The sequence below is a fragment of the Streptomyces sp. NPDC058335 genome (genome assembly GCF_042723915.1).
Taxonomy (GTDB): Bacteria; Actinomycetota; Actinomycetes; order Streptomycetales; family Streptomycetaceae; genus Streptomyces.
This window is the reverse complement of the sequence record NZ_JBHXHX010000004.1, coordinates 146,683-159,666: the sequence shown is the minus strand read 5'-3', so window position 1 is coordinate 159,666 and position 12,984 is coordinate 146,683. Positions and strand designations below refer to the sequence as shown.

The window sequence follows — 12,984 nt, the reverse complement described above, 5'->3', positions numbered from 1 at the left end:
GGGTTGGTGCCGGGGTTTGGCCCCCGGGGGGGGGGCCTTAGGGGGGGGGGGGGGGGGCCGCTGCACCGCGCGTGGGGCCCCCCCCCCCCCCCGCCCCCCCCCCACCACTCGCGGGCCCGCGTCCGCCGCTCGGCTAGCTCAGGCCGTAGAAGTGCAGGGGTGAGTTCGGCTCGAAGCCGATACGCGGGTACACGGGAGCGCCCGCGACGGTCGCGTGCAAGGTGGCGCGCGTCAGGCCGGTGGCACGGGCACCCTCATGGAGGGCCTTGCGCGTCACGGCTTCGCCATAGCCCCTGCGTTCCCACGCGGGGTCTGTCGCGACGAGTACGACGAAGAGGCGGCCGTCGGCCTCCACCGCCCCGGCGCACGTCACCGGGACACCGTCCCGCAAACCGAGGTAAGCGTGTACTTCCCGCTTCCAGAGCGCGGAACCGGCGAGTCCGTCGCGACCGTGTTCCAGGGGGAAGCCGTACGCGCGGGAGTTGAGGTCCGCGTAGGCACGGAGCTGTTCGTCGGTGCCGACACGGACGAACGTGAGGTCCGGATGGGTCGGCTCGGGGAGGGGCAGCAGGTCCCCCGCCATGCCGGTGCCGGAGAAGGCGTAGGTGAGACCCGCTCGCTCGGCCGCCGCCGTGACGCCGGCGCGAGCCTCGGCGTCGACGAGGTCCTCGAAGACCCACAGAAACCCCGGGTGCTTCTTCGCGCGCATGATGTCCGCCGCCTCGGCCAGGCGCCGTTCCAGGAGCGCCGCGTCCGCTCCCACATCGGTCAAGGTGACGCAGTTCCAGAAGGCGAAGTGGCAGTCGGCCCATCGAACGGCGATTCCCGGCAGGTCGCGCACATCGGCATCCTCGTTCCGGTCGAGCACCATGTGCCGCCAGACCGTGGCGAGTTGCTCCATCGACTCGACAGAGGCCGCAAGAGATGTCACCTTGACTCCTTCGATCGTCGGGCGTTCCGCACGCCGTAACAGTGACAACGATCGCAGCCCGTCCGCCGGAGGGTTCGGGCATTCCGGCGGGTTCACGCCTGTGCACGGTCCGCCGACGGCAGGGGGCCGCGGCCTTCCTCGGAGGATCGGGATTTCCCGCCGTGGCCGTCCCAGGCGCGGGGCAGGCGCGTGCCTGCCGGGCCCCGGGTTGCCGGTGGCTTCGTGAAGTCGGGCAGAAATTCGAGGCGTTGTGACATAGATGCCTGGGCCGCCCGCCGTCTGAGACGTGTAGCCGATCACCGATCGGACGGATCACCGGAGGAACCATGAAGACGAAGAGGCTTGTCGTGGCGGGAGTTGCCGCGATGGCTCTGGCGGGCGGGGCCGGCACGGCTCTCGCCGCGGGCGGCCTGACGCCGCCGGCGGCGGCCGACGCCACGGACACCGGAAACGGGCGGGAAAGGCCGGGCAAGGAGGCGGCAGGCGTCCACATGCCGGGGCGAGCCGCTGCCGATGCCGTCGGTCCGCGCGTCGTTCGGCCGTACGAGCCGGTGGAGATAGGCCAGGGCGCGAAGATGGGGCTCCTGCCCGAGGGAAGGCAGAACTACGTGGTGGCCTGGGACGACTACGAGGAGGCCGTCGAGCAGGCCAAGAGTCTCGCCGGCGACAGCATCCGGCCCAACAGCATCAGTGGCGGGATGGGGGTCGACGGTGATGACGTGCTGTTCACCGGTGCCTTCCGCACGGACACCGTGCCGGCCCGCATCACCCTGCGCATCGGCACGGGCGTCGAGGTGGAGGCGGACATGCTGAGGCTGCCCGGTACGCCGGGCTGGGGGACGTACTACCACGACGCCGCCGGAGCGGGCCGTCCGCAGGAAACGGTCGAGGTCACCGCGTACGACGCGGACGGCTCGGTGCTCGCCGACCTGGCGTACGAGCCCTCGCCCGCAAGCCGCTGACGACCGTTCCGCCCACCCGGTTCGACGTCCCGTTGTCGTGTCCCTCGCAGGTGAGGGGCACGGCAGCGGGACACGAACCGTGGGGCGGCAGAACACGAGGACTCGATTGAAGACGAGCACGGAGGCGGACTTCCGGGCGTTCATGGTCAGCCGCTGGCCCCGCATGCTCCGCACCGCCCACCTCCTGACAGGGCATCACCAGGACGCTGAGGACCTCGTCCAGGCTGCCCTGGCCAAGGCCTACGTGAAGTGGGAACGCGTACGGCGTACGGACGACCCGGACGCCTACGTATGGCGCATCATGATCAACACCAACGCGGACCGGCTGCGGCGGATGAAGGTCCGCGAATGGCTGACCACCCGTTTCCCGGAGCCTGCGGCTCCGGACCGCAACGAGGCGTTCGCCGAGCGGAGCGCACTGCTCGACGCGCTCGCCCGGCTGCCGGCGAAACAACGAGCGGTCGTCGTGCTGCGGTACCTGGAGGACCGCAGCGAGAGCGAGGTGGCACGCCTGCTCGGCACCGGCGTCGGTACGGTACGCAGTCACACGGCCCGCGCCCTGAAGAAACTCCGCGAACAAGCGGTTACGTCCGAAGCGGCCACGCTCGGGGCGGACCGCGGCACACAAGGGGGACAGCGGCCGTGACCGACGACCTGCGACTCGGTGACCTTCTCCGCCACGAGGCGGACGGCTTCCCCACCGGCCCGGCTCCCGTGGACGAAGTGCTGCGCAGAGGCCGCGTCGCGCGCCGCCGCCGCACAGCCCTCGCCGCCGGCGTGATCACCGCGGTGATCGGCCTGGTGGCGACCCTCGGTCTGACGGACCTGGCCCGGACCTCGGCCACGTCCCCACCGGCCACGTCACCACCGTCCACGGCTCTGCCCGGCCCCGTGCCGTCCAGCGAACACCAAGGCCCCCGGACCGTGTCGCCCTACGAAGCCGTGGGTATCGGCCACGGCCACAGGACGGCCCTGCTCCCGGACGGCCGGCAGAACTACGTCGTGGGCACGGGCGACATCGGTGCGGCGGTCGAGCGGGCCAAGGAGTCCCTCGGCGACAACATCCGCCCCGACAGCTTCAGTTCGGGCAGAAGCGCCGACGGAGAGAACATCCTGTACTTCGGAGCGTTCCGCGCGAGAACGCTCCCGTCCAGGATCCAGCTCCGCTTCGACGACGGACGCGGCGAGAGCGCCACGGTTCTGACCCTGCCGGGCTATCCGCAATGGGGTACGTACTACGTCTTCTGTGACGCCTCCACGGCGGACACCGACTACACGATCACCGCGTACACGCAGGACGGTGAGGTGCTGCTCGAACAGCACTTCACCGACGTCGCCGCCCCCTAGCCGGCCGGGCACGAGCCGCTCCTGGCGAGCCGTCCGCGGACGGCTCGATGCCGTGGCGAGGAGTCGGGTATCGGGGCGGGCGGTCAGTCGTCGAGCATGACGCGGATGCGGGCGATGTCGCCGCGCATGACGATCTCGGCCTCACCCTCGGCCTCGACGTACTTGCCGGTTCCGCCGGTGACGGCCGAGAGCCCGCCGTGCGGAAGGGGGCCGAAGCGGTCGATGGCGTCGCTCAGGCTGATGCTGCCGTCGTCGGTGCGCAGGACGCGGTGGCACAGGGCGACGTACCCGTGGGGTGTCACGTCGACGGCGCTGCAGTGCGCCGAGGCGTCGCCGATCTTCTTACCGGGCCGGCCCTTGTCGTTGGTGTACAGGTGGGAGTGGACGGTCCAGTCGGCGCCGACGCGCACATACTCCGGCCTGCGGTCCGACTGCTCGACCGCCAGCCAGTCGAGCACCGTCGCGCTCTTCTTCGGTGTGTCCTCGGGGACGGGCAGGGGAGCCGCTTGGGCGGTGAAGGCCAGGACGGTGCCGGCGAGCGTCGCGGAAGCGACGGTGAGCACGCCGACGCCGAGCAGCCGGGCGCGCGCATGGGTGCGTGGCAAGGAGACCTCCGACGAGTGAGGGGGAAACCGGTCCTCTCAGCTTGATGTGTCAGCCCTGCCAGGTGGTGACCGACACGGGTACGGGCTGACGCTTCGTCCGACACGGTGACATGACGCTCTGCCGGCCACGTTCAGGCGGCCGCCACCCGGCGACGACTTCCACCGCCTCTCCGTGTCCTCGCCCCACAGACCGGCACCGTGCCGCCTGCTTCTTCAGGAGCGCGTGGCCCGGTCTGCCGCTTCTCGGGTGATGTCGGAGTAGAGGCGGAAGAGGACCGGGCGGGCTTCGCCGTCGTCCCGTTCGTGCAGGGCGGCCCAGCATCGGGCGATGAGTTCCCGGGCCTGGGTGCCGGGCCAGGGCTGGGGCAGGAGCTGCGGTGGCAGCAGCGGGTCGGGCTCCATGGCGCGGGTGAGTTCCGCGGCCAGCTCGACCGCGATGGTGAGGAGCGCGGACGGGGAGAGTCCGGCACGATCGGTGAGCCGGGCGAGGCGGGGCCGGGCGAGGCGACCGAGGCGGTGGTAGCGGTCGGCGATCTCGTCCAACGGCCACAGTCGGCGGGCGAGTTCGGCGGGCTCGTCGATGTCGCCCCTGCTCAGGTCCGTCGTGGTGAGGAGGGTGAGCGAGCCGTGGACGCCGAGATGGCGGGCGGCCTCTTCGACGTACGGTTCCCACCGGTTGGCGCAGACGTACAGCCCGCTCTGGAGCGGACCGCCGCCGAGGCGGACGAGCGTCTCGCGCAGCGAGTCCCGGGCGGTGCGTGCCGATTCGGGCATCGCGAACGCGGCCAGGTGCCAGACACCGTCCCAGGGCGCGAGCCCGGCGTCCTGCCGGAACGCGTGCCGGAGGAAGTCCGCGTTGGGGGCGAGGGCGCGCGTGGTGTCGGCGCTCGCGTGCAGCTCTGCCTTGCGGCCTCGGCCCTCGTGGCTGAACCGGCCCTCGGCCACGAGGCGTTTGATGCACAGGCGTACCTGTTGGTCGCTCATGCCGAGCGTGTTGGCGACGGTGTACAGCTCGTCCGCGCGCACGGTGCCGTCCTCACGGATCAGTGCGTGGACGAGCATGCGGGTGGGCACCTCGACGTGGTCCGGATGGGCGCTCACAGGTCCTTGGATCCTCTCGTTCCGACGGGCCGGTGCATGGTGGTCACCGCTCCGAAGCCCAGCAGCGCGCGCAGGTAGGGGGTCTGCTCCGTGCGTACGGCCTCGAAGCCGCGCCGTTCGTACAGGGCCCTGGCGCGCGGGTTGGTGTCGATCACGTCCAGTCTGACCTCCCGGCACTCCTGCTCCGCCGCGACGGCGGCCACTTCCTCGATGAGCAGGCTCCCGACGCCGCGGCCACGGACACCGGGGTCCACGGCGATGCCGTCCATGACGAGCTGCCCGGGGGCCGGGCGGCGTTCGAACAGGGCGAGGAGCAGGAGTCGGTGCAGTCCGCGCAGATGCCCGTACGTTCGCAGCACGGCGCCGGCCGACCCGCCGGTGAGGGCCGAGCCGCCGAGCTGGTAGCCGGCGAGGCCGACGAGCTGCCCGTCGAGGAGCGCGCACACCGCTCGATCGGCGTTCAGGTGGTCGGCGATGAAGGGCACCGCCTTCTCCGGCGGGTTCAGCGCGGGGCCGAGCTTGCGGGCGAAGGCGTCCCAGTACAGCTCCGCCGCCCGTCGCTCGGCTCCGGCGGGAATGCCCCGCCGGACAGTCACCTGTCCGGTGCCGGTGCCGGTGCCGGTCGCGTCCAGTGCCATGTCTGTGCCCCCTTCATCGATGCCACGTCGACTCGCGTCCCGCGCGTCGACTCGACGCAAAACTATCACTCTCTCGACGGTCGTATCTGAAATGATAGTTTCAGTCCCCGCACAGAACCGGAACAGAGGTGGTCAGGTCCCATGTGTGCCAAGAACCGAAGCCGACGGCGCGGGCTCCGCATCGCCGTGTGGTCGCTCGTAGGCCTCCTTGTCGTGGCCACCGGCGCCGTTGGCGTGATGCTGTGGCAGAACACCTACGACATGGACGAGCAGCGGGTCGTGATCCGCCACGGCGGCCGCACTCTCCACGGCGTACTGGCCACGCCCAAGGACGGCCGCAGGAAGCACGGCCTGGTCGTGTACCTCCATGGCGACGGTCCCGTCGACGCCACCCATGACGGCGGTTACCGGCCCATGTGGGAGGCGAACGCCAAGGCCGGCTACGCCTCCCTGTCCTGGGACAAGCCCGGCGTCGCCGGCGCACCCGGTGACTGGCTCGACCAGTCCATGGACGACCGCGCCGACGAGGCGGCCGCCGCCATCGGCTGGGCGCGGGCCCGGCCGGGCATCGACGGCGACCGGATCGGGCTCTGGGGCGCGAGCCAGGCGGGCTGGGTCCTGCCGAAGGTCGCCGCCAGGACACCGGTGAGCTTCGTCATCGCTGTCTCGCCCGCCGTCAACTGGCTCCGGCAGGGCCGCTACAACCTCCTCGCCCAGCTGCGGGCCGAGGGGGCATCGGCGGCCCGCACCAAGGCCGAGACCGCCAGGAGCGACACCGTCCGACGGTTGCTGAGGCGCCACGCCTCGTTCGGGGAGTACGTCAAGGCCGTGGGCGGCGACACGGGCGGCATGAGCGCTGACCGCTGGGGCTTCGTCTCGAAGAACTACACCGCGGACGCCACACAGGACCTCCGCTCCCTGCGCGGCGTACCGGTGCTGCTGACCCTCGCGGGCCATGACATGAACGTGGACACCGCCGACACCGAGCGGGTCTACCGCGAGGTGCTGGACGCAGGCGGCGCACTGACGGTCAGACGCTACCCGGACGCCGCCCATTCGCTGGTCAAGCACTCCATCGAGCGGTCCGACCTCCGGATCACGCTCACCGCGGTCTTCTCTCCCCGCTCGCTCTTCGCGGCCGGATTCCTGAACGACCAACGGCGGTTCCTCCAGCCCTAGCCGGCCGAAGGGCGCGTCGTCGCCCTCTCCCGCACGAGGACGGAGGGGCCGCCGCGAACTGTGACAGTCGGGGGGCCGGGCAGGAACTTCCGGCACAGACGGTCCGCGGGCCGTCGTACAGGGCTCCGGCGGCGGCCCGTTCCCTTTCCGGTCCATGGAAACGAGGCTTCGATGACCAGGTACCGGCGCGTCTCCCGAAGCGAGGCCTCCCGCCGTCCCCCCTCCCCGCCGCCCGCGCGGCCTCGTTCCATACGACGGTCGACGGGGGGCGAGGCTCGGTCCGCCGCCGTGCGGAGGGGGCGACCGTCGCCGAGGTCGGACGACGCCCGACTCGCGCGCCAGGACTCCTGCCACGAGCACCTGGCGCCAACGCCGTCCACGGCCCCGACGCCGACGACGTCGTCAGGCCGAGCCGCCCGCAGAAGCTGCCTCCGCCGCCCACGACAGCGAGGCGCGCAGCCGCCCGCGTTGATCCGGCCACGGTGCGCGGTCTCCTGGGCGTGCCGCGCAGCGCTTATCGAACGTCACCCCCGAGATTCACACGCGCCGTGAGCACATCCCCGTCAAGGACGAGGTGCACACCGATACGGGCCATGAGCGCCTGCACTGCGAGGTTGTGCGGCGTCGTGCTCACATACACGGATGTGAACCCCTCCGCGCGAGCTCGGTCCGCAAGCAACTCCAGTACGGCACCGCCCACGCCGACGCCTCGGTGAGACCGTCCGATCCAGACCCCGGCTTCCGCCGTCCCGGCCTGCTTCTCCACAGGGCACAGCCGTGCTGCTCCGACGACCCGCCCTGAAGCGGCGATGGCGAAGGTGGTCTCCATCCGGTCCGCCGCCAACGACCGCGACTCGTGAAACCTGACGAATGCCGACCGGCGCTCCGGCGTCCATCCACCCGGCCCCTCCACGGGCGGCATCACCTCGAGCGGGTCGGCATCCTCGACCGCAGCAAGCAGCAAATCCGTGAGGAGGGTCCGGTCAAGAGGGCGGAGTGTGACATCGGATCGCATGGCTGCATGCTGGCACGGCGTCGGGACCGCCTCCAACGAGTTCTCGTCCGTGTTCCAATGTGAGCCGTTCTTGATCTGATCGCACGTGGCGTAGCCGTGGCGGCAGTGGAAGTGTGGGGCAGAGGGCAGGCCCATGAGCGAGGGGGAACGTCGATGACGGGTCGGGACCGTTGGATACGGGAGTTGCGGCGGGTCGGACAGCCCGCCGCTCATGTGGTGTTCTGTCCGCACGCCGGTGGTGCCGCCAGCTTCTTCGCGCCGTTCACCCGGCATTTCCCTGCCGGATTCGACGTCTCCGCCGTCCAGTACCCCGGACGGCAAGAGCGCCTGGGCGAGCCCCTCGTGCCCACTGTCGAGGGCCTCGTCGACCACCTCGTGCCGATTCTGCGGCAGTTCACGACCACTGCGGCACCCCTTGTGCTGTTCGGCCACAGCATGGGAGCGAGCGTGGCCTTCGAGGCGGCGCTGCGACTGGCCGCCGAGGAGCCCGTGGCAGCATGCCGTCTGGTCGTCTCCGGGCGTCCCGCCCCATCGGTGCCCCGCACCCACGTGTACGCGGCGACGGACCAGGAGATCCTCGACGACCTGGTGAAACTCGGTGGGACCCAGGTGGAGTTCGTGCGCGACCCGGAACTCCGGGACATGTTCCTGCCCGCGCTCCGCAACGACTACGGCGCGGTCGCCCGGTACCGTCCGACCGCCGAAGCGGTGCTGGACGCGCCCCTGTTGTGCCTCACCGGCGAGCGGGACCCGCGGGTGTCACCGGAGGCGGCGGCCGCCTGGAAGAATCACACCTCGGCGGAGTTCCGGCTGGAGTCCTTCCCCGGCGGCCACTTCTTCCTGGCGGATCACCGAGAGGGTGTCGCACGAGTGGTCGCGGACTGGGCCGAATCCTTGCGCGGCGGCCCACCCCCGGTCGCCGGCACGTGACGCCGGCCAGGCGTTCCTGACCGCGGACTCGCACGTCGCAAGCTTCGCAGGAGGCCGTCAGCAGGCGTCGTACTTCCAACCGCCGTCCTCCAGCGCCCACGGCTGCGCCCGCTGGTCGAACTCGGGCAGGCCCTGGACCTTGTAGCTGACGCGGCCGAGCCTGCCGGACACCTCGGCCCGCACGTCGGTGGCCGGGTGCTCGGGTCCGTGGTCGGCCTTCGCCTTCTCGACGACGGCGGCGTAGGCGTCGTGGCCGATCTCCTCCCGGCAGCGTGCGGAGAGCATGCCGTACGCGGTGTCGGTGTCGGCCGCGAAGTAGGCCGAGGTGTAGACGGCCGCGGCCGCCTCCAGGTCGTCGCCCTCGTGCGCCTCCGGGACGGCGATGGTCTGCTCGGCGTCGGCCGGACCGGAGTCGCTCGCGGACGCGCCGCCGTCCCCGCCGGAGGAGCAGGCGGTGAGCGCGAGCAGCGCTGCGGCGACGATGATCGAGGTGCGAGTGCGCATGATGTCCCCCCACGGTGTGGCTGAGGGGAAATCGTGCCATACGACCCAGGGGCTGGAGCCGGCCGTCGCGGACGCCCGCCGCCGGCCGGCCTCAGGTCGTCGCTCGGCCGGTGCCGCACACCGGCAGCGTCGGGCGCGGTTCGTCGTCGAGGGCGTCGAGGGCTCGCAGTTGGTCGTCCAGCCGGTCGGGTGCGACGAGGAAGTGCAGGACCGTCTGGTGGAAGGCGTTGCGCAGGGCCGGCGGCATGGTGTCCGAGGCGTCCCAGCACAGGTGGCGCTCGGACCCGCGCAGGATCGAGCCGATCTTCCGCTTCAGCGGGTCCTGGTGAACGTCCGGTGCCTCGGCTTTCTTGTTGGCCGAGAAGTCCGGCAGCCCGGTGTCCGGATCGGCCAGGAAGCGGATCAGCTGCCGGGCCTCGTCGGTCGCGTTCAGCATGGCCGCGAGGTCGCCGGAGACCTCCCAGTGCCCGGAGTCCGCCCGAGCCCCGGGGATCACTTCGGCGGAGTGGACGAAGTCGCCTGCGACAGGCTTCCAGTGGGCGTCCCGGAACGCCCCCTGGTGCTCCAGACGCTGTCGGGGGCAGCCCTGGGCGAAGTTGTCCCTGAGCAGGTGATCGACGCGGGTCCTGTCGCCCGCGCCCACCATGTCGCCCCACGTCCGCCAGGCCTTCCGCACCCGGGCGTCCGTCCACGGGATGCCCCCGGTCGCCCACTGCTCGTACACCCCTGGGCCGGCCTGCTGGAGCAGTACGTCCTCCACCCAGTCGGTGCCCGGCCAGCCGGAGGTCGCGCCGGACTCCATGGCCAGGCACCAGCCGTCGGGCCCACCGGCGACCCGGGTGATCTCGTCACCCGACAGGCCGCCCGCGTGCCAGACCATGCTTTTCAGGCCGGTCTTGACCGGCAGCCAGTAGGTGCGTTCCCGGCCGTCCTCGCCCGCCACCTTCGGCATCCACACACGGTCGTAGGAGCCGGCCTCGAACAGGCCGTCCAGCGGCTCCAGCCGGCCCTCGGCCGCGTAGGCCATCAGTTCGCCGGGGCCGGGCAGCACGGCCACGTCGGGTTGCGTACCGGCCGCCAGGTCGGCGGCCAGTACCTGGCTCAGGGCGGAGCTGCCCTGGTAGACGACGTCGATGCGGTACTCGTCCTCGAACCGCTGCATGGCCCGCTCGAACTGGTCCCTCTCGCCGCCGCTCCAGTTGGCGAGCACGGTCACCGATCCCGTCCACCCCCGCGCCCAGCGCACGCCCGCGGTCACCCCCGCCGCGAGCAGGAGCAGACAGACGCAGACGATGCCGAGCGTCCGCCCTCGCGGGCGGGTCATCGCGGCACCCTGAACCGGTACTCGGCGATGCGCGGCCACAGCCCCACCCATGTCAGAGCCATCAGCAACGCCCCTCCCACGAGGATCCATTCGGACAGCGACGCCCAGAGACCGGCGTCCGCCATGTACCGCTCCACGTCCGCACCGGCTTCGGGGATCTCGTCCGCGGACCGCGTCGCGCCCAGCTCGGCGAGCGAGTCACGCATCGCCGTGTGCGCCCGTACGGTGAACCAGCCGAGGGCCGCCACCCCGCTCGCGCACAGCACGGTGGCGGCGAGCAGAGGCGGGTGCACGGAACTGCGGAAGCGGTGCCGTGCGAATCGCTGCGCCTCCACCAGCCCCGCGCACAGGACCAGGCACAACACCAGGACCGCTGCCCAGCCCAGCCACAGCGGCCAGGGGAACGACGCCTGCTCCCGGGCGACCCGCACCTGTTCGGCGCGCAGGTCGTCGAGCCGGTCGACGATGTCGTTGCGGCCTTGTTCCGCGTAGTGCAGATAGGCCCCGCGCAGAGACGTGTCCGTCTCCTGACCGGCTCGCTCCACCCAGGCCGAGTAGACGGTGATCAACCCGGTGACGGTCTGCAGGGTGTGCCGGTCCGCCGGGCCGGTGACGTTCTCCGACGCCGCGACGGCGATGCTCTGGTGGGCGACCGACAACTGCGTGTGGAACTCACCGGTCGTGTCACCCGCCTCCCCGCTCCCGTCGACGGCCGTGTGAGCCCGTAGCAGCGCGCTCTTCGCGGTGTCCACGGCCAGGATCCCCGGGGTGCTCGACGAGGCCAGCGGCACCGTGTCGTCGTGCACGCCCCGGTAGGCGGCGAACAGAGCGAGGGTGGTGACGGCCCCGAGGACGAGGAGCAGCCGGAGCCTGCGGGTCAGGTCCCGCCCGGTGGTGCTCACGGCCGCCCCGGGAGCCCGTGACCGCACAGCGGGCAGAAGCGTGCCGTCGCCGGCACCCTCCCCTCGCAGGCGGGGCACCGCACCGTGGCCGCGCCCGGCCCGCCGGCGACCAGGGCGTCGACGTCCACGGCGTCGGCGGAACCCGACGCGGGGCCGTACGTGCTGTGGCTGCTGGCGGTGATCAGATGCTCGAAGTCGACGGCCGCCACACCGGGACGGAGCCGGACCCGCCCCGACGCGGGGTCGTCGATCTCCACGAGCTGTTCCAGCCGGCCGAGCGACTGGTCGGCGCCGATGGCGTGGGCGAGCTGCACGGCCGTACCCAGGTGGCGCTGCGCCAGGTCACGCTGACCGTTGCGGTGGGCGTCGGTGGCGGCCGCGACGGCCTCGCCGAGCCGCTGATGCTGCTCGAAGTGCTCGACGTGGATGTCGCTGTGCCCGGACAGCGCCTCGTCGTCGGTCCAGTGCACCAGGCACGGCAGGGGCGGTGTCAGCTCCACCGCGTCGCCGCCGGGCACGTCGAGGGAGACGACCGCGAGTTGGAGATCCTCCCCGCGGGGCCGCCCGGCGGGGTCGGCGGACAGACACAGCTGGTAGCGGCGGGTCTCGTCGCCCCACGCGCGCGTGACGAACCGTCGCGTCGCTTCGCCGCCCGTGTCGACGGGATCGAGTTCCACCTCGGTCGGGAAGACCTGCTTGAGGTAGCGCACCCCGGCCCCGGCCATGGGGGTCACCGAGATCACCAGCTCGGGAATGCTCTTGGCGAGCAGGCGGTGCATCAGCTGCTCGTACTCGCGCGCGAGCGCCGCCTCCTCCTGCACGGAGGAGGCCCGACCGTGCAGACGGCTGGTGACGCGCAGCAGTTCCCGGCCGTCCCAGCCGTCGCCGATGCCCCAGGCGTCGCACACGAAGCGCCCCGCGCAGGCCTCCAGGACGTCGGACAGCGGCATCAGCTCGTCGTGCTCGTTCTTGCCGTCGGTCAGCAGCAGGACGTGTCCGATGGGCGCGTCCGCCTCCGCCAGCAGCCGGCGCGACAGGTCGAGCCAGCTGCCGATGCAGGTGCCGCCTCCCGCTATCAGGCGGTGCACGGCCCGCTCCGCCTCCGCGCGGTGCCGGGCGTCCGCCCGGACCATGGTCTCCGTCGCCGGATAGACCACGCTCGCCGACTGGGCGCCCCGGACCACGGCGAAGGGCGTGCCGTCGGGGAGCAACCGCAGCGCTGCCACGGCGGCCTGGTGTGCCGCACGCAGCTTCTCCTGCGGATAGGCCATCGAACTGGAGCAGTCCACCGCCAGTACCTGTGCCAGCACCGGGCCCGCGGCGCCGCCGCTCTCGGTACCGTCCGCCCGGACGGTCACGATGGCGTGCATCTGCGGTTCACGTGCCTCGCCGGACAGGTACTTCCACTGGCTGATGTCGAGGCCGACCGAGGCGCTCCTCGCCGCCCCGTCGCCCGCCGCGGGCATGGCCTGCGCGTCTCTGTTCGCGGGTGCGCCTGTGTTCACGGTGTCCGTGCTCCTCGCCGTCGTCGGCGGGCCGTCGGCCC

At 71.8% G+C, this 12,984-nt stretch carries 14 protein-coding genes; 5 read left to right on the top strand and 9 right to left on the bottom strand.

Features of this window, described 5'->3' with window-relative positions:
- Positions 1-133: 133 nt before the first annotated feature.
- On the bottom strand, positions 134-931 hold the full coding sequence (locus ACFWJX_RS08745) for a GNAT family N-acetyltransferase (protein WP_383238881.1): 798 nt from the start codon (positions 929-931) through the stop codon (positions 134-136).
- Between the two features lie 326 nt (positions 932-1,257).
- Here ACFWJX_RS08745 and ACFWJX_RS08740 point away from each other — a divergent pair, with 326 nt between their 5' ends.
- The 3 genes from ACFWJX_RS08740 to ACFWJX_RS08730 all read left to right on the top strand — a co-directional run bounded on the left by ACFWJX_RS08740 (position 1,258) and on the right by ACFWJX_RS08730 (position 3,240).
- Positions 1,258-1,893 (top strand): hypothetical protein, encoded by a 636-nt coding sequence (locus ACFWJX_RS08740; RefSeq protein WP_383238879.1) that lies wholly within the window; start codon positions 1,258-1,260, stop codon positions 1,891-1,893.
- A gap of 106 nt (positions 1,894-1,999) precedes the next feature.
- Positions 2,000-2,539: a SigE family RNA polymerase sigma factor gene (locus ACFWJX_RS08735; protein WP_383238876.1), complete on the top strand. Its 540-nt coding sequence runs from the start codon at positions 2,000-2,002 to the stop codon at positions 2,537-2,539.
- A complete protein-coding gene (locus ACFWJX_RS08730) occupies positions 2,536-3,240 on the top strand; it encodes a hypothetical protein (protein WP_383238873.1) in 705 nt (234 codons plus the stop codon). Before ACFWJX_RS08735 ends, ACFWJX_RS08730 begins: the two co-directional genes overlap by 4 nt.
- An 83-nt stretch (positions 3,241-3,323) precedes the next feature.
- On the opposite strand, the gene ACFWJX_RS08725 is transcribed toward ACFWJX_RS08730, so the two are convergent.
- From ACFWJX_RS08725 to ACFWJX_RS08715, 3 genes are all read right to left on the bottom strand, one after another.
- On the bottom strand, positions 3,324-3,845 hold the full coding sequence (locus ACFWJX_RS08725) for a hypothetical protein (protein ID WP_383238870.1): 522 nt from the start codon (positions 3,843-3,845) through the stop codon (positions 3,324-3,326).
- A 213-nt stretch (positions 3,846-4,058) separates the two neighbouring features.
- Positions 4,059-4,907: a PaaX family transcriptional regulator C-terminal domain-containing protein gene (locus ACFWJX_RS08720; RefSeq protein ID WP_383239683.1), complete on the bottom strand. Its 849-nt coding sequence runs from the start codon at positions 4,905-4,907 to the stop codon at positions 4,059-4,061.
- A gap of 35 nt (positions 4,908-4,942) precedes the next feature.
- Positions 4,943-5,584: a GNAT family N-acetyltransferase gene (locus ACFWJX_RS08715; protein ID WP_383238867.1), complete on the bottom strand. Its 642-nt coding sequence runs from the start codon at positions 5,582-5,584 to the stop codon at positions 4,943-4,945.
- Between the two features lie 141 nt (positions 5,585-5,725).
- Between ACFWJX_RS08715 and ACFWJX_RS08710 the strand changes: the two genes are divergently transcribed.
- A complete protein-coding gene (locus ACFWJX_RS08710) occupies positions 5,726-6,763 on the top strand; it encodes an alpha/beta hydrolase family protein (RefSeq protein WP_383238865.1) in 1,038 nt (345 codons plus the stop codon).
- Between the two features lie 514 nt (positions 6,764-7,277).
- Here ACFWJX_RS08710 and ACFWJX_RS08705 read toward each other — a convergent pair.
- Positions 7,278-7,778, bottom strand: a complete 501-nt coding sequence (locus ACFWJX_RS08705) for a GNAT family N-acetyltransferase (RefSeq protein ID WP_383238863.1) — start codon at positions 7,776-7,778, stop codon at positions 7,278-7,280.
- A 153-nt stretch (positions 7,779-7,931) separates the two neighbouring features.
- On the opposite strand from ACFWJX_RS08705, the gene ACFWJX_RS08700 reads away from it, so the two are divergent.
- The gene (locus ACFWJX_RS08700) at positions 7,932-8,708 is read left to right on the top strand and encodes a thioesterase II family protein (protein WP_383238861.1); all 777 of its coding nucleotides are present in this window, start codon (positions 7,932-7,934) and stop codon (positions 8,706-8,708) included.
- A 57-nt stretch (positions 8,709-8,765) separates the two neighbouring features.
- On the opposite strand, the gene ACFWJX_RS08695 is transcribed toward ACFWJX_RS08700, so the two are convergent.
- From ACFWJX_RS08695 to ACFWJX_RS08680, 4 genes are all read right to left on the bottom strand, one after another.
- Positions 8,766-9,212 carry a hypothetical protein gene (locus ACFWJX_RS08695; protein WP_383238858.1) on the bottom strand — a complete coding sequence of 149 codons (447 nt, stop codon included), beginning with the start codon at positions 9,210-9,212 and terminating at the stop codon, positions 8,766-8,768.
- 91 nt (positions 9,213-9,303) lie between these two features.
- On the bottom strand, positions 9,304-10,536 hold the full coding sequence (locus ACFWJX_RS08690) for an ABC transporter substrate-binding protein (RefSeq protein ID WP_383238855.1): 1,233 nt from the start codon (positions 10,534-10,536) through the stop codon (positions 9,304-9,306).
- Positions 10,533-11,438: a hypothetical protein gene (locus ACFWJX_RS08685; RefSeq protein WP_383238852.1), complete on the bottom strand. Its 906-nt coding sequence runs from the start codon at positions 11,436-11,438 to the stop codon at positions 10,533-10,535. Before ACFWJX_RS08685 ends, ACFWJX_RS08690 begins: the two co-directional genes overlap by 4 nt.
- The gene (locus ACFWJX_RS08680; protein ID WP_383238850.1) at positions 11,435-12,943 is read right to left on the bottom strand and encodes a VWA domain-containing protein; all 1,509 of its coding nucleotides are present in this window, start codon (positions 12,941-12,943) and stop codon (positions 11,435-11,437) included. Before ACFWJX_RS08680 ends, ACFWJX_RS08685 begins: the two co-directional genes overlap by 4 nt.
- Between the last annotated feature and the right edge of the window lie 41 nt (positions 12,944-12,984).